Source organism: Rhizobium sp. P40RR-XXII (genome assembly GCF_012641405.1).
In the GTDB taxonomy this organism is placed as follows: domain Bacteria; phylum Pseudomonadota; class Alphaproteobacteria; order Rhizobiales; family Rhizobiaceae; genus Rhizobium.
Window position 1 is genome coordinate 350,587 of the sequence record NZ_JABAII010000001.1, and the last position, 22,598, is coordinate 373,184.

The 22,598-nt window shown below is 60.7% G+C and carries 23 protein-coding genes; 11 read left to right on the forward strand and 12 right to left on the reverse strand.

The window, feature by feature from the left end; translation table 11 throughout:
- Positions 1-161 precede the first annotated feature (161 nt).
- Together HGP16_RS01715 and HGP16_RS01720 are read left to right on the forward strand one after the other, a co-directional pair.
- On the forward strand, positions 162-1,322 hold the full coding sequence (locus HGP16_RS01715; protein ID WP_168838288.1) for a CaiB/BaiF CoA-transferase family protein: 1,161 nt from the start codon (positions 162-164) through the stop codon (positions 1,320-1,322).
- Positions 1,323-1,365: 43 nt separating this feature from the next.
- On the forward strand, positions 1,366-2,643 hold the full coding sequence (locus tag HGP16_RS01720) for an L-fuconate dehydratase (RefSeq protein WP_168838289.1): 1,278 nt from the start codon (positions 1,366-1,368) through the stop codon (positions 2,641-2,643).
- A gap of 69 nt (positions 2,644-2,712) precedes the next feature.
- On the opposite strand, the gene HGP16_RS01725 is transcribed toward HGP16_RS01720, so the two are convergent.
- The gene (locus HGP16_RS01725) at positions 2,713-4,266 is read right to left on the reverse strand and encodes a VOC family protein (protein ID WP_168838290.1); all 1,554 of its coding nucleotides are present in this window, start codon (positions 4,264-4,266) and stop codon (positions 2,713-2,715) included.
- A gap of 131 nt (positions 4,267-4,397) precedes the next feature.
- A complete protein-coding gene (locus HGP16_RS01730) occupies positions 4,398-4,637 on the reverse strand; it encodes a hypothetical protein (RefSeq protein WP_168838291.1) in 240 nt (79 codons plus the stop codon).
- 425 nt (positions 4,638-5,062) lie between these two features.
- Between HGP16_RS01730 and HGP16_RS01735 the strand changes: the two genes are divergently transcribed.
- Positions 5,063-5,272, forward strand: a complete 210-nt coding sequence (locus tag HGP16_RS01735; RefSeq protein ID WP_034503699.1) for a cold-shock protein — start codon at positions 5,063-5,065, stop codon at positions 5,270-5,272.
- Positions 5,273-5,505: 233 nt separating this feature from the next.
- Here the strand turns inward: HGP16_RS01735 and HGP16_RS01740 are convergent, their stop codons facing one another.
- Positions 5,506-6,960 (reverse strand): MFS transporter, encoded by a 1,455-nt coding sequence (locus tag HGP16_RS01740; RefSeq protein ID WP_168838292.1) that lies wholly within the window; start codon positions 6,958-6,960, stop codon positions 5,506-5,508.
- A gap of 157 nt (positions 6,961-7,117) precedes the next feature.
- On the opposite strand from HGP16_RS01740, the gene HGP16_RS01745 reads away from it, so the two are divergent.
- The 3 genes from HGP16_RS01745 to HGP16_RS34650 are packed head-to-tail and all read left to right on the forward strand — an operon-like array spanning position 7,118 to position 7,808.
- Entirely contained in the window at positions 7,118-7,330 is a 213-nt protein-coding gene (locus HGP16_RS01745; protein WP_168838293.1) for a hypothetical protein, read from the forward strand.
- Entirely contained in the window at positions 7,327-7,647 is a 321-nt protein-coding gene (locus HGP16_RS01750) for a hypothetical protein (RefSeq protein ID WP_246703250.1), read from the forward strand. The genes HGP16_RS01745 and HGP16_RS01750 overlap by 4 nt, the downstream gene beginning before the upstream one ends.
- Entirely contained in the window at positions 7,560-7,808 is a 249-nt protein-coding gene (locus HGP16_RS34650; RefSeq protein WP_409526801.1) for a GNAT family N-acetyltransferase, read from the forward strand. The genes HGP16_RS01750 and HGP16_RS34650 overlap by 88 nt, the downstream gene beginning before the upstream one ends.
- Before the next feature lie 194 nt (positions 7,809-8,002).
- Here HGP16_RS34650 and ggt read toward each other — a convergent pair whose 3' ends face one another.
- A complete protein-coding gene (gene ggt / locus HGP16_RS01755) occupies positions 8,003-9,745 on the reverse strand; it encodes a gamma-glutamyltransferase (protein WP_168838294.1) in 1,743 nt (580 codons plus the stop codon).
- A 339-nt stretch (positions 9,746-10,084) separates the two neighbouring features.
- On the opposite strand from ggt, the gene HGP16_RS01760 reads away from it, so the two are divergent.
- The gene (locus HGP16_RS01760) at positions 10,085-10,267 is read left to right on the forward strand and encodes a hypothetical protein (protein WP_168838295.1); all 183 of its coding nucleotides are present in this window, start codon (positions 10,085-10,087) and stop codon (positions 10,265-10,267) included.
- Between the two features lie 20 nt (positions 10,268-10,287).
- On the opposite strand, the gene HGP16_RS01765 is transcribed toward HGP16_RS01760, so the two are convergent.
- Positions 10,288-11,553, reverse strand: coding sequence for a glycerate kinase (locus HGP16_RS01765; protein WP_168838296.1), 1,266 nt, complete (start codon positions 11,551-11,553; stop codon positions 10,288-10,290).
- A 151-nt stretch (positions 11,554-11,704) separates the two neighbouring features.
- Here HGP16_RS01765 and HGP16_RS01770 point away from each other — a divergent pair, with 151 nt between their 5' ends.
- Positions 11,705-12,133 carry an OsmC family protein gene (locus HGP16_RS01770; protein WP_168838297.1) on the forward strand — a complete coding sequence of 143 codons (429 nt, stop codon included), beginning with the start codon at positions 11,705-11,707 and terminating at the stop codon, positions 12,131-12,133.
- Between the two features lie 162 nt (positions 12,134-12,295).
- Here the strand turns inward: HGP16_RS01770 and HGP16_RS01775 are convergent, their stop codons facing one another.
- The 3 genes from HGP16_RS01775 to HGP16_RS01785 all read right to left on the reverse strand — a co-directional run bounded on the left by HGP16_RS01775 (position 12,296) and on the right by HGP16_RS01785 (position 15,290).
- Complete coding sequence (locus tag HGP16_RS01775) at positions 12,296-12,859, reverse strand: carboxymuconolactone decarboxylase family protein (protein WP_168838298.1); 564 nt, start codon at positions 12,857-12,859, stop codon at positions 12,296-12,298.
- A 23-nt stretch (positions 12,860-12,882) separates the two neighbouring features.
- Positions 12,883-14,229: an LLM class flavin-dependent oxidoreductase gene (locus HGP16_RS01780; protein ID WP_168838299.1), complete on the reverse strand. Its 1,347-nt coding sequence runs from the start codon at positions 14,227-14,229 to the stop codon at positions 12,883-12,885.
- A 149-nt stretch (positions 14,230-14,378) separates the two neighbouring features.
- Positions 14,379-15,290, reverse strand: coding sequence for a LysR family transcriptional regulator (locus HGP16_RS01785; RefSeq protein ID WP_168838300.1), 912 nt, complete (start codon positions 15,288-15,290; stop codon positions 14,379-14,381).
- 122 nt (positions 15,291-15,412) lie between these two features.
- On the opposite strand from HGP16_RS01785, the gene HGP16_RS01790 reads away from it, so the two are divergent.
- From HGP16_RS01790 to HGP16_RS01800, 3 genes are all read left to right on the forward strand, one after another.
- On the forward strand, positions 15,413-16,153 hold the full coding sequence (locus HGP16_RS01790; RefSeq protein ID WP_168838301.1) for an SDR family oxidoreductase: 741 nt from the start codon (positions 15,413-15,415) through the stop codon (positions 16,151-16,153).
- A gap of 86 nt (positions 16,154-16,239) precedes the next feature.
- A complete protein-coding gene (locus tag HGP16_RS01795) occupies positions 16,240-17,142 on the forward strand; it encodes an SDR family oxidoreductase (protein WP_168838302.1) in 903 nt (300 codons plus the stop codon).
- A gap of 154 nt (positions 17,143-17,296) precedes the next feature.
- Positions 17,297-18,508: an adenylate/guanylate cyclase domain-containing protein gene (locus HGP16_RS01800; protein WP_168838303.1), complete on the forward strand. Its 1,212-nt coding sequence runs from the start codon at positions 17,297-17,299 to the stop codon at positions 18,506-18,508.
- 19 nt (positions 18,509-18,527) lie between these two features.
- On the opposite strand, the gene HGP16_RS01805 is transcribed toward HGP16_RS01800, so the two are convergent.
- The 4 genes from HGP16_RS01805 to HGP16_RS01820 are packed head-to-tail and all read right to left on the reverse strand — an operon-like array spanning position 18,528 to position 22,499.
- Positions 18,528-20,483, reverse strand: coding sequence for a 3-hydroxyacyl-CoA dehydrogenase NAD-binding domain-containing protein (locus HGP16_RS01805; RefSeq protein WP_168838304.1), 1,956 nt, complete (start codon positions 20,481-20,483; stop codon positions 18,528-18,530).
- 21 nt (positions 20,484-20,504) lie between these two features.
- Complete coding sequence (locus HGP16_RS01810; protein ID WP_120664857.1) at positions 20,505-20,900, reverse strand: RidA family protein; 396 nt, start codon at positions 20,898-20,900, stop codon at positions 20,505-20,507.
- Positions 20,878-21,309 (reverse strand): thioesterase family protein, encoded by a 432-nt coding sequence (locus tag HGP16_RS01815; protein WP_168838305.1) that lies wholly within the window; start codon positions 21,307-21,309, stop codon positions 20,878-20,880. Before HGP16_RS01815 ends, HGP16_RS01810 begins: the two co-directional genes overlap by 23 nt.
- Before the next feature lie 8 nt (positions 21,310-21,317).
- Entirely contained in the window at positions 21,318-22,499 is a 1,182-nt protein-coding gene (locus HGP16_RS01820) for an acyl-CoA dehydrogenase (protein ID WP_168838306.1), read from the reverse strand.
- Between the last annotated feature and the right edge of the window lie 99 nt (positions 22,500-22,598).

Consider the following 22,598-nt stretch of genomic DNA (forward strand, 5'->3'; position numbering starts at 1 on the left):
CTTCCATTATCCTCCCTCTTTTCGTTTGCAAAATTTATCCATATGTGAAAATACTATTCACATAAGAAGAATAAGGCTGACGCGGAAACCGGTGACGAGGATATTCCTCGGGGCGGAGGGGCGCTTTGAGCCGGAGCGATGTCAGAGGAGCGGGAATATCGATGACGCTGAAGAAGGACTTGCCGCTGGCCGGGCTTGTTGTCGTCGACATGAGCCAGTTCCTGTCGGGTCCCTATTGCACCCTTCGGCTGATGGATCTTGGCGCCAGGGTCATCAAGATCGAGCGGCCAGGCGGCGGCGACCTCTCGCGCGGGCTTTACCTCAGCGATCATGAGATCGGCGATTCGACGATTTTCCATGCGATCAACCGCTCCAAGGAGAGTCTGGCGATCGACCTGAAGAACGAGCGCGACATGAGCGCGCTGCGCAAGCTCGTCTCAAAGGCCGATGTTCTCGTGCAGAATTTTCGCCCCGGCGTGATCGAACGGCTGGGGCTGGATTACGAAGCTGCCCGCAAGCTCAATTCGCGCCTCGTCTATTGCTCGATCAGCGGTTATGGCGAAGAGGGGCTATGGGTCTCGCGGCCGGGGCAGGATCTTCTGGCGCAATCGCGCTCCGGCGTCATGTGGTTGAACGGCGACGAGGGACAGGGTCCGGTGCCCTTCGGTCTTGCGATCGGCGATATGCTGGCGGGTGCGGCCGCGGCCCAGGGCATTCTTGCGGCGCTGGTGCGACGCGGCGTGACAGGCGAGGGCGGGCTGGTGGAGACCAGCCTGCTCGAGGCGCTGGTCGATCTGCAGGTCGAGGTGCTGAGCGTTCACATGAACAGCGGCAACAAGCTGCCCGAGCGCTCCCATCTTCGCAGCGCCCACGCCTATCTTTCGGCGCCCTATGGCGTCTATCCCGCCGCCGACGGTTATCTCGCCATCGCCATGACGCCGATCTCGAAGCTTGCCGATCTGCTCGACATGGAGGAATTGGCGCCCTATCGGGAGAACCCGAAAAGCTGGTTCACGTCTCGCGATGACATCAAGGCGCTGATCGCCGCGCGCATTGCGACGCGCAACGTCGACGACTGGCTTGCGATCCTCGAACCCGCAGACATCTGGTGCGCCAGGGTGCTGAACTGGCCGGAGCTTCTTGGTAGCGAGGGCTTCCGCGTTCTCGACATGCTGCAGACGGTCGGGCGCGATGACGGCGTCAGCCTGCATACCACCCGCTCGCCCATCCGCATCGACGGGCAGCGGCCGAAATTCGAGCGTGCGGCCCCGCACGTTGGCGAGCATAATGCGGCACTCTGGGAGGAGTTCGGCCTCGGTTAAAAGAGGTCGAGAGGTCGCCGATGGATTTAGAAGGAGTTTTCCAATGACGCGCATCACCAATCTTCGCGTTTTCGATTTGCGCTTCCCGACATCGCAGAGCCTCGACGGTTCGGATGCGATGAATCCGGATCCGGACTATTCGGCAGCCTATGTCATTCTCGATACCGACAAGCCTGGTCTTGCCGGCCACGGCCTGACCTTCACCATCGGTCGCGGCAACGACATCTGCTGCATGGCGATCGAGGCGATGCGACATCTGGTCGTCGGCACGGATCTCGCAAAGGTTCTGGAAAACCCCGGCAAATATTGGCGGCATCTGACCAGTGACAGCCAGCTGCGCTGGATCGGCCCGGAAAAAGGCGCGATGCATCTGGCGACGGGCGCGGTCGTCAATGCCGTCTGGGATCTGCTTGCCAAGGAAGCCGGCAAGCCGGTCTGGCGGCTGGTTTCGGAGATGGATGCCGAGCATATCGCCGATATCGTCGATTATCGTTATCTGACCGACGTGCTCACCCGCGACGAGGCGGTTGCCATCCTGAAGAAGGCGGAAGCCGGCAAGGCGGACCGTATCGCCACGCTCGAGCGCGAGGGCTATGCCTGCTATACGACCTCGGCCGGCTGGCTCGGCTATGACGATGACAAGCTGCGTCGGCTCTGCCAGGAGGCGATCGACGCCGGCTTCAACCATGTGAAGATGAAGGTCGGCCGCGATCTCGAGGACGATATTCGCCGCCTCACCATCGCCCGCGAGGTGATCGGCCCCGACCGCTACCTGATGATCGATGCCAATCAGGTATGGGAAGTCAATCAGGCGATCGACTGGGTACGCAAGCTCGCCTTCGCCAAGCCCTTCTTCATCGAGGAGCCGACCAGCCCGGACGATGTCGCCGGACATCGCAAGATCCGCCAAGCCATCGGTCCCGTAAAAGTCGCGACCGGCGAGATGTGCCAGAACCGCATCATGTTCAAGCAGTTCATCGCCGAGGGCGCGATCGACATCGTGCAGATCGATTCCTGCCGTATGGGCGGTCTCAACGAAGTGCTGGCGGTGCTGCTGATCGCCGCCAAATATGGATTGCCGGTCTGGCCGCATGCCGGCGGCGTCGGGCTTTGCGAATATGTGCAGCACCTGTCGATGATCGACTATATCGCAGTATCCGGCACCAAGGACGGACGCGTCATCGAATATGTCGACCATCTGCACGAGCATTTCATCGACCCCTGCATCATTCGCGATGCAGCCTACATGCCGCCGAGCCTTCCGGGCTTCTCGATCGAGATGAAGCCGGAATCGATCGCGGACTATACGTTCAAGGGGTGAGTCCAGCCCAATCTGAGCAAAAGTCCGCCATTTGGCGGGCTTTTGTCGTTCGAGCTAAGCAAATCGGCGTCAGGCGGACTTGTTCAACCACGCCTGAATGACCGGCACGTCGGCATCGTCAAACTCGTGACCGGCGGGCACCGCCGCGAGTTCGACCTTGGCGCCGCCATCGCGCAGCCGTTCGGCGAGAGGCTGGGCGTATGGGCCATACAGATCCTTCTCACCTGCGATGACGAGCACCTCGGCGTCCGACATATCCACCGCCGGCGGATTTTCGAGCGCGGCCATCGAGCGCAGCAGCACGGCGCGGCGGATAAGATGCGGGTGCAGCGACAGCATGGCGTTCAGCAGATTGGCGCCGTTCGAATAGCCGATATAGACGATGCGGTCCGGATCGAGCCCATAAGCATGGATGGCGCCATCGATGAAGGCGGCGAAGGCTTCGGCCTCGCTGGCGATGTCGGCCTGATCGAGGGACATCGGTCCTGTCCGGCGAAACCAGCGCGGTGTTCCTTCCTCAAGCGCGCGGCCGCGCACGCTGAGCAATGTCGCATTGGCGTCGATCTTGTGGCCGAGCGGCAGCATTGTCGTTTCGTTGGCGCCGGAGCCGTGCAGCAGAATGAAGATATTGCCGTTCGGCTGCTCGGGCGTGAAGAAGCGATGGATGAAGGGCAGATCGCGATAGATGACGCGCGGTTCGCCGGGCATGGAGAACTGCGGCAGGACCACGTTCAGTTCGGCCAAAAGCTTCGGGCTGTCGCCGGGAGCAAAGAGGCGCGTGCCAAGCGTTGCCTCGTCCTCGTCAATAAGCATGCCCGGTGCGTCCGTTGCCAGTTCGAATAGGATGCGGCCAGGTTCGCGGACGTAGAGCGAGCGGAAATACTTGCGGTCATGCATCGTCGTCGGCCCGGAGTTGATTGCCTGCAGTGCGGTGTGGACTGATTGTAATTCCGCATCGTTGCTAGCGCGAAAGGCGACATGATCGACCGTGCCCGTGCCCGGAGCACTGGCCCAGAAGCCGCGTGCATCGCGGATATCGAGGATATCGCCCGATACTGAGATGAGCCGGCTGATCGCTCCGCTGGTTGCGAGCGGTTGGTAATTGAAGTGATCGACCAAAATCGCCTGCGTTTCCTCGGGCGTTTCGCTGAACAGCGTCGCGCCACGGATGCGGCGGATGGCGTGCTCTTGCGGAATGGTGTCGCTCGTCCATGGAGCCGTTGCCTGCAGAGCATTGGTCCCGACAAGCTTGACGATGACCCCGTCTGGATCCTTCAATCGCAGGACCGGCTCACCGAATTCCTCGGAGGGGCCTTCCGGCTTGAGACCGGCGCTCAAGGCGCGTGTAAGCCAGAAGCCGATGCTCGCCGGATCGATCGCGACCGAAATCTCGCCGATCTGGCCGACGCCCGCACGGCCGGGAGAGCCGTCTTCCCATACGAGAAACGTGATCAGCGAGCCGGGCGAGCCCTTGGCGTCGCCATAGATGAGATGAAGCTGCGTGGCGTCCTCGAAGCCGCCGGTGCGCTTGACGAGACGCAGGCCGAGGAAGCCGACGTAGAAATCGACATTCGCCTGTACCTTGCGGGTGATCAGCGTGATGTGATGAATGCCGGCGACCATGGGATGCTCCAGACTATTGTTTTGTTCTGGTCGCTATTTAGGCCGGGGCCACTGTTCAATTCAATCTGCGGTCTGTGGAGGCAGTGTTCACAAAAAACGCAATGTTTTGTCGCGCTACATCGGCCGTCAGGTCAGGTTTCAGCCGTTCCAGATTTTTTGGGAGTCTTGCGTCTGGACTTTGTCTTTGGCTCCGGCGGTGGTTGCAAGGCTTCCTTCTCGAGCCGGAGTTCGCGCAGACGGGCCGTTTTTCGCTCACGGATTGCATGCTCGCTGGCGAGAATTTCTTTAACCGCCGAATCGAGCTGATTGGCCTTGTCTGCTGGCGCCTGTCTCTTGGAGCCGAATAGGCTGTCTTTATTCGGTGGTGTCATATCAGCCTCCTTGGGTTGTATCGTGTTGATGCTGGTCGCAAATAGCCCAAGCTGATCGACTGTAGGCACAATGGAGATGGTATCATGCTGTAGCAGAAGATGCCCGCATCAACGATACAATTCCGCAGTCCTTCGCAGAAGCAGGCGAGCGGAGCCCAAAGGACAAGGTTTTCCATTCTATTCAGAAGCAATTTTATCAAGCGCCATCATTTGATGCGCTATCCAACATTTTGATATTTTAGATGTTTCTGCTTGTGAAGAATATACCTATCGGATACAAGATGCGTCATCGATCTTTGTGAATGACGCTTTGCCTCGACGCACTCTGCGCGACAATGACGAACTTCTTTGTCAAAATCGGTCTACTGTCAACCGAGTGTTTCCTGGGTTGGCGTCTTTATGTGAGTGATTGAAAGGTCATCGTTATGAGCACAGGTACTGTAAAGTGGTTCAATGCCGCCAAGGGTTTTGGTTTTATTCAGCCTGATGACGGGGCGACGGATGTTTTCGTGCATATTTCAGCCGTTGAGCGCGCTGGAATGAGCACACTGCGTGACGGCCAGAAAATCTCCTACGAGCTTGTCAAGGACAAGCGTTCGGGCAAGATGTCGGCCGATCAGCTTGAAGCCATGTAAGCCATTTATTTCCGGTCTTTGACCACGAATGCGCTGGCATAGATCGTTAGGCAATGAAGGAAAAGGTCGGGTTAGCCCGGCCTTTTTGTTTTCATTCATCCCTTGCTTCCGCAAGGTCGAAGCACTGATGCATGATCGATGCGCGTTGCGACTTTGCGCCCAGCAGGCTTAGCGCCGGAGGATTATTTCGTCCTAAGGCCGCTTACGCTTTTCAACATCTTGCTCTCGCCAACTCAATGCTCGCCGAGGCTGTCTTCCGGCGATTTGCGGCGATGGCCGCTGATCTCGGAGCCGGCGGTGCGCGAGAAGCTGGCATTCCAGATCACCGCGAGCAGCGCAATGGTCGTCACGACGATGAAGGCGGCGGAGAAGTCGCTCATTTCGGCCTTTGCGTGTCCACGCAGTTGCGTCGAGCCGTGCAGGGCAAGGGCGGCGACGCAGATGCCAAGCGAGAGCATCAGCTGCTGGAAGGTCGAGTAGAAGCTGGTCGCAATGCTCATGCGGTCACGCTCGATCTCGTCATAGGCGATCGTGTTGTAGGCCGTGAACTGGAACGACATGAAGAAGCCGCAGAAGAACAGGATCACGAAGATGACGGGCAGCGGCCAATCCGGCTGGAAGATGGCGCACATGCCATAGCCGAGCGTGCCGATCAGGCCGAAGATAATGAGGGCCGTGCGGAAGCCCAGCGTCCGCAGAATGCGCACCTGCAGCGGCTTCATGGCCATGGAGCCGAGTGCGGTCGCAATGGCGATCTGGCCGGCCGCGGCAGCCGAAAGGCCAAAGCCGAGCTGCAGCATCAAGGGGATCAGGAAGGGATGGGCGCCCTGGCTGATGCGTGTCAGCGAGCCGGCGATAACAGAGGTGCGGAACGTCGGAACCTTCATCAAGGAGAAATCCATGATCGGCGAGGGGTGCTTGCGCGCATGGCGCAGATAGGCGATGCCGAACAGCAGACCGATAGAGATCAGGAAGACGGCTAGATAGCCTTCGCCCTCGCGGCTCGACATTTCGAAGCCGAAGAGCAGAGAGCCGAGCGAGATGCCCGACAGGATGAAGCCCGAGAGGTCGAAACGGCCGGTGCGCGGGCCTTTTACCTCCTCGATGAACATGGTCACCAGGATAAAGCCGACGACGCCGATCGGCACGTTGATGTAGAAGATCCAGCGCCAGTCGAGATAGGTGACGAACATGCCGCCGACCGGCGGCCCGAGAATGGGGCCGACGAGCGCCGGGATCAGCAGCCAGGACATGGCGTTGACCATATCCTTGCGAGCGACGCTGCGCATCAGCACGAGACGCCCCACAGGCAGCATCATCGCGCCACCGAGGCCCTGCAGCAATCGCGCGATCACGAGGAAGAACAGGTTCGGCGCCTGCGCGCAGAGAAGCGAGCCGACAACGAAAACCGCGATGGCGGATCGGAAGACGGTGCGCGAGCCGAAGCGGTCGGCGATCGCGCCGCTGGCGGGAATGAAGATCGCGAGGCTGAGAAGGTATGAGGTCAGCGAGATACTCATGGCCGGCGCGCTGACGCCGAAGTCTCTCGCCATGGTCGGAAGGGCAGTCGCGAGCACGGTCGCGTCAAGCTGTTCCATGAACATCGCGCTTGCTACGATAAGCGCTACTACACGAAAATTCGGTGCGGCCCGCCGGGTATGGGCGGCCTGGAATATCTGATCCGACATTGTCGGGGATCGCTCTCGATGGTGCGGTGGGGTCCGAAGACAGAACCGCAAGTCTGGTCACGGCTCGAAGGCCTATTTGAACGGCGGCTTGTATACTCCCGCTCGAGCGCGATTACCATATCAGAAATCGCAAATCCTATTGATCGGAATGGAAAAAATGACGCAGGCGAGCGGGGATGCAACATCGACGGTCGATCTCTGCGACCCGCTTCGCGAATTGGAAGGCTGGGAAGCAATTTCTGGAAAAGTGCGCAGCGGTTTTCCTGGAATTGCGAGACAACAAAGAGATAGAGATCCCGTGAAAAGTTGTACCGCTCTAAGCAATACAATTACATCTCAAATAAAATTCGATAAAGGAGTTATTCAATGATTTCCTTAAGACGGATGCGAGACAGCGAGTTTCCAGGTTATCTCGAATATTTTATTCCTGATTATGCATCCGAAATCGCCTCCAACTACCGGCTTTCCAATAGTGAGTCTCTTGCACAAGCGAAAAGGGAAATCGCATCTGATCTACCTGATGGCGTCAATACGATCGGGCATGTCTTGCTGTGCCTGGTCGATCCGACCGAAAGCCCTGAAAAGGCTATCGGGTATCTATGGTACAAGCAGGATTTGACGATGCGGCGCGGCATTTATCAGCGATTTTCACATCTTTCCTGCCTATCAAGGTCGCGGCTTCGGTAAGCAGGGCCTTAGACGTTCTCGAAAACGAGCTGAAACGCAATGGGTTTCAGCAAATAAAACTCCGAGTGGCCGACGACAACAAACGCGCTAGGCATGTTTATGAAGTCATGGGCTTTCGGGTAACCGGGATCAACATGAGCAAGCCACTCGTGTCGAAGTGAACCCTGAGGTGTCATTTCACCCTTACCGGAACCGACCCCAAGCAGGGCGTTGGTAGCGGTTGCTTCGCTCACAATTCGTTTTTTACGCAAGCGAGTGTGTTTTCTCTGCCGTCTTCCTGTCCAGGGTTGCGCGCAAAAATGCCGGTACCGCCGTGGCGGTACCGGCCTCGTTGTCGTTCCTAGGCGATGAGCAATCAATAGCCTTCGGCAAGCCCCGAGCCGGCGCGGCTGTCCATGGCGCCGTTATAGCGGGCGCCTCCGCCCTTGGCGATGTCACCGAGGCTCTTGCCGCCTACGAGGATGCCGGCCGCCTGGCCCCAGATTGGCCAGTCGTTGTCGACCTGAACCGTGTAGCCCATGCCGCTCAGAAGCTTGACCGTGTCAGGCGAAAGCGCATGAGGTTCGGTGTAGACCTTGTCGGGCAGCCATTGGTGATGGATGCGCGGCGCATCGATCGCTTCCTGAATATTCATGCCGAAATCGATGACGTTGATGATTGCTTCGAGCGTGATGGTGATGATGCGCGAGCCGCCGGGGCTGCCGATCACCATGAAGGGCTTGCCGTCCTTGGCGATGATCGTCGGGCTCATCGACGACAGCGGCGTCTTCTTCGGCTGGATGGCATTGGCTTCGCCCTGCACCAGCCCGTAAAGATTGGGCACGCCGGGCTTGGAAGTGAAGTCGTCCATCTCGTTGTTCAAAAGGATGCCCGTGCCGGGTGCGACGACGCCGGCGCCGAAGGAGCCGTTCAGCGTATAGGTGACGGCAACGGCGTTACCGTCGTTGTCGATGATCGAATAATGCGTGGTCTCGTGGCTTTCGCCCAGGCCCTTCGGCATCAGATCCTTGGAAACGCCGGCCTTGTACGGATCGATGCCGTCGCGGATCTTTTTGGCATAATCCTTGTCCAGCAGCTTGGTGACGGGATTGTCGACGAAATCGGGATCGCCGAGGGTTGAGTTGCGGTCGACATAGGCATGGCGCATGGCCTCGACCATGACATGCACGGTATCGGCCGAGCCGTAGCCGGTATAGGAGAGCGGATAGCCTTCCAGCACGTTGAGAATTTCGCAGATGATGACGCCGCCGGAAGAGGGCGGCGGAGACGAGATGATCTCGTAGCCGCGATAGTCGCACTTCACGGGGTCGAGTTCACGGACCTTGTATTGCTCGAAATCCTGGGCGGCGAGAATGCCGCCCTTGTCCTGGCTCGCCTTGACGATGGCGTTGGCGACCGGACCCTTGTAGAATCCATCAGGCCCTTGGTCCGAAATGCCGGAAAGGGCATTGGCGAGATCCGGCTGCGTCAGCTTGTCGCCCGTCGCGAAAGGCTTGCCGTCCGCCTTGGTGAAGATCGCCGCGGTGGCCGGATCGCGCGCGAGCCGATCCTTGCTCTCGTTGAGTTCGGCGGCATCGGCCTGGTTCAGCGCGAAACCTTCCCTGGCGTAGCGGATGGCCGGCGCCATCAGATCCTGGCGGGATTTCGTGCCGTATTTCTCGCGGGCGGTCTCGAAGCCCATGACCGAGCCCGGAACGCCGACAGCGAGATAACCGTTGGTGCTGGCCCCTTTGACGATATTGCCCTTGTCGTCGAGATACATGCCCTTGGTGGCCGCCAGCGGCGCCCTCTCGCGGAAATCGAGGAAGTCCGTCTTGCCGTCGCGCATGCGGATGGTCATGAAGCCGCCGCCGCCGATATTACCGGCGGTCGGATAGACCACCGCGAGCGTGTAGCCGACGGCAACGGCTGCGTCGACGGCATTGCCGCCATTTTTCAACACCTGCACGCCGACATCGGTGGCGAGATGCTGCGCCGTGACCACCATGCCATGTTCAGCCTCGACCGGAGGCGGCGCGGCGGCTCTGGCGGTGACGGAAAAGAGGGCGAACGTGACAAGGATCACCGAGGATATCGCCCGTTGGCGGAATTGGCGCATAATGATGCCTTTCGCTGTCGTATCTGTGGAAGATGGCCCGCAAGTGAAATGGAGCCTGACGAGGAAATGGCGATATCCGCTGTCACATTTTTTTAATGAAGCCATCATGCTCCACCTCTTTGATGCCAGCGCGGATTCAGATTTTAGGTCGAATAGACCTAAAATCATCCGGCGTTAGGCGGAAGCGATCCAAACTATGTTGTATTTGCACAACAACGGATAATTTCGTTCTTCCTTCCGCGTGGAAACCTGCTTCGCGCTTGCAATATTTCCTTTATTAGTTACGTCTACTTTAGTTAGGTAATCTATCGCGACCGAAGTATTGCGTGGAGGATGATGATGCCCGTCACGAAACTTGAGCAGTGGAAGAGCGAGCGCAAGATCAAGGCAAAGCCACTCGTCATTGCTGAAAAGATGCACATCGTTGAAATCGAATGCGCCCATTGCAGCAGGCACTTCTTCCGATGGTCATCGATGGCGACCGTCTACTGGCGCTGCGACGATTGCACCGCCATCGTCTGATCTGCATCTCCTCTCAACAGTTACACGATGAGGATAGCGCGGAAGTCGTTGACGTTCGTCCCGGTCGGCCCGGGTACGAAGAGATCGCCGATTGCGTTGAAAGCTGTCCAGGCATCGTTGTTCGCAAGCAAGTCGGCGGGAACCATTCCGGCTTCGCGCAGCCGCGCCACCGTGCTCGCGTCGGCGAAGGCGCCGGCATTATCTTCGCTGCCGTCTATGCCATCAGTATCGGCGGCCATGGCATGAATGCCGTCATGGCCGCCGATATCGATCGCCAGCGACAGCAGGAATTCGGAGTTTCGTCCGCCCTTGCCCTTGCCTTTCAGCGTCACCGTCGTCTCGCCGCCCGATAGCAGAACGATCGGCTTGGCGAAGGGGCGATTGCGGTGAAGCACCTCGCGGGCGATGGCGGCGTGGACATGCGCTGCCTCGCGGGCCTCACCCTCTATGGCGTCGGAGAGAATGGCGGTTTCGATGCCGGCGGCGCGCGCCACTTCGGCAGCTGCCTTCAGGGAGACGCCGGCGGAGGCGATGATATGGACTTCATGACCGGCAAAGCGCGGATCGCCCGGACGCGGCGCATCGGCATCGGCTTTCTCGATATGGGCGAGAACGGCCGGCGGCAGTTCGATGCGGTAGAGGCGGATGAGGTCGAGCGCTTCCGCGCGCGTGCCGGCACCCGGCACGGTCGGGCCGGAAGCGACCAGCGCCGGATCGTCGCCGGGAATGTCCGAGACCACGAGGGAGACGACCTTGGCTGGATGGGCGGCGGCGGCCAGCCGGCCGCCCTTGATGGTCGACAGGTGCTTGCGAATGACATTCATCGCCGAGATCGGCGCGCCGGAGGCCAGCAGCGCCTTGTTGACAGCGATCTCGTCGGCAAGGCTCAGCGAACCGGCCGGCGACGGCAGCAGCGCCGAGCCGCCGCCTGATATCAGCGCGATCACCAGATCGTCTTCCGTCAGGCCCTCGACAAGTTTCAGAAGCCGGCGGGAGGCGATGAGGCCCGCGTCATCCGGCACCGGGTGGGCCGCTTCGATGATCTCGATCTGGCGGCAAGGAGCGAAGAAGCCGTATCGCGTCACCACCAGGCCCTCCAGCGGGCCATCCCAGCATTGTTCCAGCGCGGCGGCCATCTGCGCCGAACCCTTGCCGGCGCCGATGACGATCGTCCGGCCCTTGGGCTTGGCCGGCAGATGCGCGCGAATGCCGGTCAGCGGATCAGCGGCGCGAACGGCGGCATCGAACAGCGAGGTCAGGAAGGCGCGGGGGTCGGTAACGGTCATGTCAATCTGCCTGTCTTGCGATGAGCTTGTAACCATTTGGTGGCTTAACTGGCTGGGAGACGCAAGGGGCGGGAACTGCAATTGTGTCCTGCGCGATGAATTCCTATGTAGAGGGAAAGGGTTTCACGCTTTTATTTCAAGGATTTTCGACATGGCCGAACTGAAAGTGAAGACGAGGCAGACCGGCGCCACCGCCACCGTCGGCCGCACCGGCCTTCCGCATGTGACCTCGGTGACGGGCGGCGAGATCGACATCGTTACCTCGCCGTCGCAGCCTGGTTTCAACCCGCTCGATCTGCTCTATTCATCACTCTCGGCCTGCCTGGTCCTCAGCGCCCGCATGGCGGCAAGCAGCCTCGGCGTGCTCGACAAGCTGACCGAAGTGACCGCCGTCGTAACCGGCGAAAAAGCCACCGAAGGCCTTTCCCGCGTCGAGAAATTCAACATTGCCTTCACCATCAAGGGCGATTTCGGCGATGAGGTCCGTAACGCGATCGCGCACGCCGCCGAAGATGAAATCTGCACCGTGAGCAATACGATCCGCGGCAATCCTCAGTTTTCGACTGTCATTTCGGGGTGAGGTTGGGAGCAGGTGGCGAAGGCCCCTCATCCGCCCTGTCGGGCACCTTCTCCCCGTTTTGACGGGGCGAAGGGGACAGCCGTGCCATCGCCGTCCCTCCCTTAGCACTGAGTTAAGCGAGGATACGCTGATCGTCCCCTCTCCCCGCGTGCGGGGAGAGGGTTAGGGTGAGGGGCCTTTCTCTTGCCTCGCCGGCAGCTCGAACCCTTCAAGATAAGGTCCAAGCTCCGGGTCGATATCGACCTTCACGGCATTGTTGTAGATCGCCGTTGCGATCATGATGCCGGCGAAGGCGACGAGGTTGGCGAGCGTCGGCTCGTCATAGCGGGCTTTTAGCCGCGCCCAGACGTCTTCAGGAATCGCGTTGGAATCCCTGACGATCGCCCTGCCGAACTCGATCAGCAACGCTTCGTCCTTGCTCGGCACGATCGTTTCCGGCGTCAGGCCGGCATTGATCAGCGCGCGCCGGAAGAAGCCGACCGGGATGATCGAGCGGCATTCGAGCGCGATGACATGGCAAAGCAGCCAGACGGCGCGGTCGTCCAGTGACGGACGCAGTTCTTCGCGCAGGGGAAACCATTCCGCATAGATGCGATGCGCCACCGGCGAATGCAGTAGCGTCCGCTTCATGTTCGTCATGCGGCCGCGCAGCTGCATCTCTCGATCATGCTCGGCACGTACGGCGTCTGAAGCGGTCTCGTAATCGATCGGCGTGATATGGCTCATTTCACTCTCTTTGCTGGACTCTCTTACCGCGCTGCCACAGGCGTTGCCTTGAAGAAACGGTTTTCCGGGCGCGGCAGGCCAAGGTGTTCGCGCAATGTCGTGCCTTCGTAGTCGCGGCGGAAGATGCCACGGCGGTGGAGCTCCGGAACAACGCGGGTCGTCACGTCAAGCAGTCCCTGCGGCAGGAAGGGGAAGACGACGTTGAAGCCATCCGAGCCTTCTTCATGCAGCCATTGCTCCATCTCGTCGGCGATGCTCTGCGGCGTGCCGACGAAGGCGAGGCCGGCATAGCCGCCGAGACGCTGGGCAAGCTGGCGCACGGTCAGCTTTTCCGCTTCGGCAAGCGCGATAACACGTTCGCGGCCACTCTTGCTGGCATTGGTCTCCGGAGTTGCCGGCAGCGGTCCGTCTGGATCGAAGCCGGAGGCATCGTGCCCAAGCGCGATCGATAGCGACGCAATCGCGCTGTCGTAATGGACGAGGCTATCAAGCTTGGCGCGTTTGGCCTTTGCCTCCTCGATTGTATCCCCGACGACGATGAATGCGGCGGGCAGGATTTTCAGGTGATCCGGGTTGCGGCCGATCTCTCTCATCCGTCCCTTGATATCGGCGAAGATCGCCTTGCCGTCGGCAAGATTGCGTGGGGCAGCGAAGACCGCTTCCGCCGTCTCGGCGGCGAGCTGGCGGCCGACATCGGATTGACCCGCCTGGACGATGACAGGCCAGCCCTGCGGCGGGCGGGCGATGTTAAGGGGACCGCGGACACTGAGCTCTTCGCCCTTATGCCCAAGCACATGCATCCGTTCGGGATCGAAGAAGATGCCGCTTTCGGCGTCGTGGATGAAGGCGTCATCGGCGAAGCTGTCCCAGAGGCCGGTGACCACATCATAGAATTCGCGGGCGCGATGGTAGCGCTCGCCATGTTCCATATGCTCTTCGAGGCCAAAATTAAGGGCGGCATCGGGATTGGACGTGGTGACGATGTTCCAGCCGGCGCGGCCGCCGCTGATATGATCAAGAGAGGCGAAGCGGCGGGCGATATGATAGGGCAGGTCGAAGGTGGTGGAGGCGGTGGCGACGAGACCGATCCGCTCGGTGACGGCAGCGAGCGCCGAAAGCAGGGTGAAAGGCTCGAAAGAGGTGACCGTCTGGCTGCGCTTCAGGGCCTCGATCGGCATGTTGAGAACCGCGAGGTGATCCGCCATGAAGAAGGCATCGAATTTTGCCTTTTCCAGCTCCTGCGCGAAGCTCTTGATATGCTGGAAATTGAAATTGGCATCCGGATAAGAACCGGGATAGCGCCAGGCTCCGGTATGCAGGCTGACGGGGCGCATGAAGGCGCCAAGCTTCAATTGCTTCTGTTCGGTCATTGGCTCTCTCTCGGGCTCTCTCTCGAAAATCGCCAGGCTGTCATGAGGTCGCGACAGTACCGTCAGCGAGGTAATGCACTACGACGTAGGCGTGCCTGCCGCGCATTCAAAGAGCCGATTTCATTTATTTGATCGCTTTCGCGGAATATTCATCCGGCCGGGCTTTCAGCCACGTTCTGTCCGGCAAAAACCTTCACAAGCCAATCTATGAAGACGCGGACCCGCGGCGAAAGCTGGCGGCTGCGCGGATAGAGCATCGAGACGGGCGTTCGAGTCGGTGGATAGTCCTCAAGGACATGCAGCAGCTCGCCCGATCGTAAGGCTTCCTCTGCGTGGTAGCGCGGGACCTGGATCAGGCCGAGGCCGAGTTTGGCCGCCGCGAAGTAACTCTCAGCCGCATTGACCGAGATGGTGGCCGGCAGGGTAATTTCGCGCACGGCGCCATCGATCTGGAATTCCAGTGGCAGCAGCCCGCCCGTCGCGGAGGAGCGGAAGCCGACCATGCGGTGACCGTCGAGCCTGTCCGGATGGGCCGGCATGCCGAAACGTTCGACATAGGTGGGTGCCGCAAGCGTCACCTCTTCGAGCATCGCGACGCGGCGGCCGATCATATCGCTATCCTGCAGCGTGCCGACGCGCAGCACGCAGTCGATCCCTTCACGGATCAAATCGACGAACCGGTCGCCTTCGGTGATCTGCAGTTCGATATCGGGATAGGTTTCGAGGAAGGAAAGCAGGTTCGGCAGGACGAAGTGCCGCGCAAGCGTGCCGTGCACATCAACTCGTAGCACGCCCTTCGGCTTGGCACCGGCAAAGGCGCCTTCCGCATCCTCGATATCGGAGAGGATGCGCAGGCAGCGCTGGTAATAGGCTTCTCCGTCGAGCGTCGGGCTCACATGCCGCGTCGTGCGCCGCAGCAAGCGCACGCCGAGCCGCGCCTCAAGCTGCTTGACCGCATCGGTCACCGTCGAGCGGGGCAGGCCGGTGTCCTCGGCCGCCAATGTGAAACTGCGTCGTTCCACGACCCGGCAAAACACCCGCATGGCATCGAATCTGTCCATCTATTTGTTCGCCAATTTCGGATAGTGATGCCGATTAATGGCTGATTATCCGCCCGATGAAAAGGGACATCTTCTCCTCATCGAAACGCGCTACGGCGCAGAGCAACGAAAGGATGAGGAAAATGAGCAGCAATTCCAACAAGGTAGCAATCGTTACCGGCGCATCCCGCGGCATCGGCGCCGCGATCGCCGAGCGTCTGGCCGAAGACGGCCTCACTGTTGTCATCAACTATTCCGGCAGCGAAGCCGCCGCCGAGGAACTCGCTCGCAAGATCGAGGAAAAGGGCGGCAAGGCGCTGACCGCGAAAGCCGATGTCTCTGATGTGGATGCAGTGCGCCGCATGTTCGATGCGGCCGAGGCAGCCTTCGGCGGTGTCGATGTCCTCGTCAACAATGCCGGCATCATGCAGCTCGCCAAGATTACCGATGCCGACGACGCGCATTTCGACCGCCATATCGCCATCAATCTCAAGGGCACGTTCAATGCGCTGCGCGAAGCCGGCAAGCGCCTGCGTGACGGCGGCCGCATCGTCAACTTCTCGACCAGCATCGTCGGCCTCAAGCTCGAAACCTATGGCGTCTATGCCGCGACGAAGGCAGCGGTCGAGCTTATGACCGGCATCATGGCGAAGGAGATGCGCGGTCGCTCGATCACGGTCAATGCGGTTGCTCCCGGCCCGACGTCCACAGATCTCTTCCTGAACGGCAAGAGCGACGAACTCATCGACCGCATGGCCAGGATGAACCCGCTGGAACGGCTCGGCACACCGCAGGATATTGCCGCTGCCGTTTCCTTCCTTGTCGGCCCGGACGGCGGCTGGATCAACGGCCAGACGCTGCGCGCCAATGGCGGCATGATCTGAGCCAATGAGGCGCAGGGTAGTGCCTGTCGCCGACCCCCCAGCCCATCGATCGTCAACAACGGCCGATCCAGCAAAGGAACAGGATCATGAGCAAGCAAGTCATCGTTATTACCGGTGCATCGAGCGGCTTCGGCGCTCTGACGGCACGCGCTCTCGCCGAGGCAGGCCACACGGTCTATGCCGGCATCCGCGAAACCAAGGGGCGCAACGCGGTGCAGGTTGCCGCAGCGGCGGCATTTGCCGAGGAAAACGGCGTCGATCTCAGAACCGTCGAACTCGATGTCGCATCGGATGCTTCCGTAGAAGCCGGCATTGCCGCTGTTATCGCTGAGCAGGGTCGCATCGATACCGTCATCCATAATGCGGGTCACATGTCCTTCGGCCCGGCCGAGGCCTTCACGCCCGAGCAGTTCGCCGAGTTATACGATATCAACGTACTCAGCACCCAGCGCGTCAATCGCGCCGTCCTGCCACACATGCGCAAGGAAGGCGAGGGGCTAGTCGTCTGGGTCTCCTCGTCCAGCACGCGCGGCGGCACGCCGCCCTATCTGTCGCCTTACTTCGCAGCCAAGGCCGCCATGGACTCGCTTGCCGTTTCCTATGCTTCGGAGCTGGCGCGCTGGGGCATCGAAACCGCGATCATCGTGCCCGGCGCCTTCACGAAAGGCACGAACCACTTCGCCCATTCCGGCTCCCCGGCCGACAAGGCCCGTGCCGCTGAATATGACAACGGCCCTTATGCCGGCGTTCCCGATCAGGCGCTGAAGGGGCTTGCCTCGCTGGAGCCGGCGGATGCCGATGCCGCCTCGGTCGCGACCACGATCGTCGAAGTCGTCGACATGCCGTTTGGCACGCGCCCCTTCCGTACCCATATAGATCCTTCCGAGGATGGTGCTGAGATCGTCAATGGTGTTGCCGACCGGGTTCGCGCGGAACTCTTCCGGCGGATCGGGCTGGAGGATTTGCTGAAGCCCCATATCCAGGGTTGAAGCTTCGCCGTCACCTTCCAGCGTGTCAAATCGCCGCTTCTGTGCCACAGGAGCGGCGATGACTTACGTTCGTCGAGACTATTTGTGCAGTACGGCATTCCAAGTGTACACGTTTCGTACTAAAGCGAATCCTTCAGAGGGTCGGGAGATATCCATGGACGCGAAGGACATTGGCGAAATTGCCAGCTGGCTCATGCAGGCCGGTCTCAAGGGGATGACTGAAGTCGATATCCTCTCGGGTTTCTGCGAGCAGTGCCGTCTGCATGGCCTGAACCTTGATCGGGCCATGGCGCTGATGGATACGCTGCATCCGGTCTATGAAGGGCGTGCCTTCCGCTGGGATGGCAATCAGGTGATCGAACGTGAGTTCGAATACGGCCCGACACATCAGGGGATCGCCTCCGAAAACTGGCAGCGTTCCGCCTTCTATCACATGTTGACGACCGGTGAGGACGAAGTGCGCCGACGGATCGGCTTTGGCGAACCGACGGATTTCTACGGGCTCGATACGCTGTTGGCAGATGGCCACACCGACTATATCGCGATGGTGCACCGCTTCGAAGAGGGCGGCACGATCGGCGAGATGGATTGCTTCTATTCCAACTTCGCCACGGCTGCGGAAATGGGCTTTCCGGACGAAGATCTGCGCGTGCTGCGCAAGCTGACGCCGGCCCTGGCGCTGGCGATCAAGTGCACGGGCATGAGCCGCATCGCCCGTACCATTGCCGAGGTCTATCTCGGCGAAGATGCGGCCCGGCATGTCCTTGAGGGCAAGATCACGCGCGGCAAGACGGAGCGGATTTCGGCGGCGCTCTGGTTTTCCGATCTCGCCAACTACACGCGCATCTCGGATACAGCCGAGCCGGATGAAATCATCCCGATGCTGAATGCTTACGCCGATGCGGTCATTTCCTCGATCCATGAAGCTGGCGGCAATGTGCTGAAGCTGATCGGTGACGGCACGCTGGCGATTTTCAAGGCCAGGAATTCCGCCGACGCTTGCGCCGCCGCGCTGATGGCGGAATCGCTACTGCGCCAGCGGCTGCGCGACCTCAACTCGCAGCGGCAGATCGAGGGCCGGCCCGTGACGGAGGTCTATCTCGGCCTGCACATCGGCGACGTCTTCTACGGCAATATCGGCAGCATGGACCGGCTTGATTTCACCGTCATCGGCCCGGCCGTCAATGAAGTCAGCCGCATCGCCTCGATGTGCCGATCGGCCGACCGCAACATCCTGATGTCGGCAAATTTCGTTGAGGCGCTGTCGGGCCAGGAGAGCAACGATCTCGTTTCCGTCGGCCGCTATGCGCTGCGCGGTGTCAAGCGGCCGCAGGAACTGTTCACGCTGCTGTCTTCGGCCGCCTGACCGTCCACCGGAAGCGCTCTCAGCGGCGATCGGCGGCAAACATCGGGCCACCCTTGCTGGCGGGAAAGCCGTAGCCGTTGATCATGACGAGGTCGATATCGCTTGCGCGCGCGGCGATGCCTTCCGAGAGCAGCAGTTCGCCTTCGTCGGCCATGGCTTTCAGGAGCCGGGCGGCGATCTCGTCCGCCGTGAAGTGTTTCGGCACGATGTCTTTCTCCGCGCGCGCGGCTTCGATCATGGCTGTTACCTCGGGATCGACAGTCCGTTTGCCGTCGGGATAGGCATACCAGCCACGCCCGGTCTTCTGGCCGAAGCGTCCGGCTTCGCAGAGCCGGTCGGCGATGACGACGTAACGCTCCGCCGGATCACGGATTGCCGCTTGCCGCTTGCGGCGTGCCCAGGCAATTTCCAGTCCCGCCATGTCAAAGACGGCAAATGGCCCCATCGGGAAGCCGTAGGCTTCCAGAGCCGTATCGATCTCCTGCGGCGAGGCGCCATCCTCCACCATGTATTCCGCTTCGCGGCGATAGGCGGAAAAGACGCGATTGCCGATGAAGCCTTCGGTGACGCCTGAGATGATAGGCAGCTTACCCAGCCGTTTTGCGAGGGCAAGGGCTGTCGCCAGCACGTCGGGCGCCGTCTCCTTGCAGTTCACCACTTCCAGCAGTCGCATAATATTGGCCGGCGAGAAGAAATGCAGCCCGACGACACGCTCCGGCAGCTCTGTGGCAGCGGCAATGGCTTCGGGATCGAGATAGCTCGTATTGGTTGCGAGAATCGTATCGGCGCGGACGATGCCGTCAAGGCGTTGGAACAGCTCGGTCTTGACGGCGAGATCATCGAAGACGGCTTCGATGACGATATCGGCCTGCACTAGCTGCTGCGTATCGGCGGTGACCGTCAACCGGCCGAGACGGTCCTCTCGGCCGGCCGTATCGAGGCGTCCGGTTTGCACTGCCTTGTCGAGCAGCTCGGCGATCCGTTCGCGGCCCTTTTCGGCTGCCGCGGCATTCTGCTCGATGCCGATGACGCGATAGCCGCCGTTGAGTGCGGAGACGGCGATACCCGACCCCATCAGGCCGGTGCCGACGATGCCGACGGTTTCGATCTTGCGTGGAGCGACGGTCTCAAGCCCCGCGACCTTGCCGGCGGCACGTTCGGCGAAAAAGACATGGCGCAAGGCGGCGGCCTCGTCGCTGTCACGGAGTTCGACGAATGTGCGGCGCTCTTCGGCAAGCCCTTCCGAAAGGGGGGCGGTAGCCGCCAAGCGTACGAGGCGGACAGCTTCGGCGGGTGCACGCTGGCCGCGGGCCTTGCTTAATGCGTCCGCCGCTGCTTTGGCGATTGTTTCCGAGGCCTCCGAAGGAACCGCCAGCAATCCCGTGCGGCGCATGGGGGCGGTGACGGTGGTTCTGGCCTCGGCGATCAGCTCGCCGTTGGGTATGTCATCGACGATGCCGAGCTTGAGCGCTTCGGCGGCGGAGACGACGCGGCCGTTGGCGATCATGTCGATGGCGGCGGCGATGCCGATGAGCCGCGGCAGGCGCTGCGTGCCGCCGGCACCGGGCACGATGCCAAGCTTGACTTCCGGCAGGCCCAGCTTCGCAGCCGGCGCGGCAAGGCGGCGATGGCAGGCAAGCGCCACTTCCAGGCCGCCGCCGAGGGCTGCACCATTGATCGCTGCGATAACGCGCTTCGGAAAGGCTTCGATACGAGTGATGATATCGGGCAGCAATGGCTCGACCGATGGCTTGCCGAATTCCTTGATGTCGGCGCCACCGATGAAGGTGCTGCCCGCGCCAGTGAGAACGACGCTGGTGACCGCGCCGTCTTTCTCGGCGTGATCAAGCACCGCCATCAGACCGGCCCTGACATCGGCGGAAAGAGTGTTGACGGGCGCATTGTCTATGGTGACAACGAGGATCCCGTCGGTCAATTCCGCCGAGATGGTATCCGAAAAGCGCAATGCCGACATGATCTTATCAGCCTTCCGATATTATTCCGGGATGACGGCGGTTGCCTGGATTTCGATCTTGGCGCGATCCTCGACGAGGGCGACGACCTGTACGGCGGCCATGGCCGGGAAGTGCCGGCCGATAATCTCGCGATAGGCCTGGCCGAGACCCTTCAGATTGCCGAGATATTCCTGCTTGTCGGTGAAATACCAGGTCATCGAGGTGATATGCTTCGGTTCAGCACCGCCTTCGGCCAGGATGGCAACGACATTCTTCAATGTCTGGCGCACCTGCTCCACGAAATCATCGCTTTCGAATTGGCAGGCGGCATTCCAGCCGACCTGGCCGCCGACGAACACCATGCGGCCCGTCGCCGCCATGCCATTGGCATAGCCGATCGGCTTGGCCCAGCCTTCAGGTTGCAGGATGGTGTGCATCGGTCGTCTCCAGATGAGAGGTCAGCACGGCGCGGATATCATCCGGCCATGCAATGGATTTATTGTTGTCGAGGGAGGTGGCGACGACGCGATGCGTAGCCGTCCACAACACATGGCCATTCGCCGAGACCTGATGTTCCAGGTCGAGCGAGGAGCGACCGATGCCGCGCACCGTCAGCACGAATTCGAGTTCGTCACCCTGCAAGCCCGGCTTCATGAAGGTCAGATCGAGCCGCACGGTGGGGACACCGATGCCGCGGTCGTCGATCAGCTTTCGCCAGGAAAAACCAATCGAAGCGAAATAGTCTTCCAGCACCCCGACGAGGATGTTCAGGTAGGAGGGGAAATAGGCGATCCCGGAGGGATCGCAATCTCCGAAACGCAGGGGTCTGGTGGTTTTGAACGCCAAGGCGGGCCTCAGTTCGAAAAGGCGGCGATGCCGGTGATGGCACGGCCGAGGATGAGGGCGTGGATATCGTGCGTGCCCTCATAGGTGTTGACCACTTCGAGGTTGACGAGATGACGCGCGATGCCGAACTCATCGGAAATACCATTGCCACCGAGCATGTCGCGCGCCGCGCGGGCGATATCCAGCGCCTTGCCGCAGCTATTGCGCTTGAGGATGGAGGTGAGTTCGACAGGCGGATGGCCTTCTTCCTTCATGCGGCCGAGACGCAGGCAGCCCTGCAGGCCGAGCGTGATCTCGGTCACCATATCGGCAAGCTTCTTCTGGATGAGTTGGTTGGCGGCAAGGGGACGGCCGAACTGCTTGCGGTCGAGCACATATTGGCGTGCCCTGGCATAGCAATCCTCGGCGGCACCAAGCGCACCCCAGGCGATGCCGAAGCGCGCCGAGTTGAGGCAGGTGAAGGGGCCTTTGAGGCCGGAGACGTTCGGCATCAGGTTTTCTTCGGGCACGAAGACATTGTCCATCACGACTTCGCCGGTGATCGACGCGCGAAGTCCGACCTTGCCGTGGATCGCGGGCGCCGACAGGCCTTTCCAGCCCTTTTCGAGAATGAAGCCACGGATGAGGCCATCCTCGGTCTTTGCCCAGACGACGAAGACATCGGCGATCGGTGCGTTCGAGATCCAGGTCTTGGCGCCCGTCAGGCTGTAGCCGCCGTCGACCTTCTTCGCCCGCGTGACCATCGAGCCGGGATCGGAGCCGTGGTTCGGTTCGGTGAGGCCAAAGCAGCCGATCCATTCGCCCGTCGCGAGCTTCGGCAGATATTTCTGCTTCTGCGCGTCCGAGCCGAAGGTCTCGATCGGTACCATGACAAGCGAGGACTGAACGCTCATCATCGAGCGATAGCCGCTGTCGACGCGTTCGACTTCGCGGGCGATCAGGCCGTAGGCGACATAGCTGAGGCCGGCGCCGCCGTATTCCGGAGAAATCGTCGGGCCGAGAAGGCCGAGCTCGCCCATTTCGCGGAAGATCGCCGGATCGGTCTTTTCGTGGCGGAAGGCTTCGAGGACGCGGGGGCTGAGCTTTTCCTGCGCGTAGGAATGCGCGGTATCCAGCACCATGCGTTCGTCGTCGCTCAGTTGCTCGGGCAGCCGGAACGGGTCGGCCCAGTCGAAAATCTCGCGGCTCATGCTCTCAATCTCCCATTAGAGCGGTTCAGTGTTTCCAGTTAGCACTGAACCGCTCAATTTCTTTGTTCACGCAATTCCAGGAAAACCGCTTCGCACTTT

Bases quoted from the DNA above. Each gene is read 5' to 3' on its own strand.
- HGP16_RS01810 (WP_120664857.1), bottom strand. From the start codon at position 20,900: ATGCACACCATCCTGCAACCTGAAGGCTGGGCCAAGCCGATCGGCTAT.
- HGP16_RS01740 (WP_168838292.1), bottom strand. From the start codon at position 6,960: ATGTCGGATCAGATATTCCAGGCCGCCCATACCCGGCGGGCCGCACCG.
- HGP16_RS01735 (WP_034503699.1), top strand. From the start codon at position 5,063: ATGAGCACAGGTACTGTAAAGTGGTTCAATGCCGCCAAGGGTTTTGGT.
- HGP16_RS01820 (WP_168838306.1), bottom strand. From the start codon at position 22,499: ATGAGCCGCGAGATTTTCGACTGGGCCGACCCGTTCCGGCTGCCCGAG.
- HGP16_RS01760 (WP_168838295.1), top strand. From the start codon at position 10,085: ATGCCCGTCACGAAACTTGAGCAGTGGAAGAGCGAGCGCAAGATCAAG.
- HGP16_RS01745 (WP_168838293.1), top strand. From the start codon at position 7,118: ATGACGCAGGCGAGCGGGGATGCAACATCGACGGTCGATCTCTGCGAC.
- HGP16_RS01790 (WP_168838301.1), top strand. From the start codon at position 15,413: ATGAGCAGCAATTCCAACAAGGTAGCAATCGTTACCGGCGCATCCCGC.
- HGP16_RS01805 (WP_168838304.1), bottom strand. From the start codon at position 20,483: ATGTCGGCATTGCGCTTTTCGGATACCATCTCGGCGGAATTGACCGAC.
- HGP16_RS01725 (WP_168838290.1), bottom strand. From the start codon at position 4,266: ATGGTCGCCGGCATTCATCACATCACGCTGATCACCCGCAAGGTACAG.
- HGP16_RS01765 (WP_168838296.1), bottom strand. From the start codon at position 11,553: ATGACCGTTACCGACCCCCGCGCCTTCCTGACCTCGCTGTTCGATGCC.
- HGP16_RS01775 (WP_168838298.1), bottom strand. From the start codon at position 12,859: ATGAGCCATATCACGCCGATCGATTACGAGACCGCTTCAGACGCCGTA.
- HGP16_RS01720 (WP_168838289.1), top strand. From the start codon at position 1,366: ATGACGCGCATCACCAATCTTCGCGTTTTCGATTTGCGCTTCCCGACA.
- HGP16_RS01780 (WP_168838299.1), bottom strand. From the start codon at position 14,229: ATGACCGAACAGAAGCAATTGAAGCTTGGCGCCTTCATGCGCCCCGTC.
- HGP16_RS01770 (WP_168838297.1), top strand. From the start codon at position 11,705: ATGGCCGAACTGAAAGTGAAGACGAGGCAGACCGGCGCCACCGCCACC.
- HGP16_RS01800 (WP_168838303.1), top strand. From the start codon at position 17,297: ATGGACGCGAAGGACATTGGCGAAATTGCCAGCTGGCTCATGCAGGCC.
- HGP16_RS01730 (WP_168838291.1), bottom strand. From the start codon at position 4,637: ATGACACCACCGAATAAAGACAGCCTATTCGGCTCCAAGAGACAGGCG.
- HGP16_RS01715 (WP_168838288.1), top strand. From the start codon at position 162: ATGACGCTGAAGAAGGACTTGCCGCTGGCCGGGCTTGTTGTCGTCGAC.
- HGP16_RS34650 (WP_409526801.1), top strand. From the start codon at position 7,560: ATGGTACAAGCAGGATTTGACGATGCGGCGCGGCATTTATCAGCGATT.
- HGP16_RS01785 (WP_168838300.1), bottom strand. From the start codon at position 15,290: ATGGACAGATTCGATGCCATGCGGGTGTTTTGCCGGGTCGTGGAACGA.
- ggt (WP_168838294.1), bottom strand. From the start codon at position 9,745: ATGCGCCAATTCCGCCAACGGGCGATATCCTCGGTGATCCTTGTCACG.
- HGP16_RS01795 (WP_168838302.1), top strand. From the start codon at position 16,240: ATGAGCAAGCAAGTCATCGTTATTACCGGTGCATCGAGCGGCTTCGGC.
- HGP16_RS01750 (WP_246703250.1), top strand. From the start codon at position 7,327: ATGATTTCCTTAAGACGGATGCGAGACAGCGAGTTTCCAGGTTATCTC.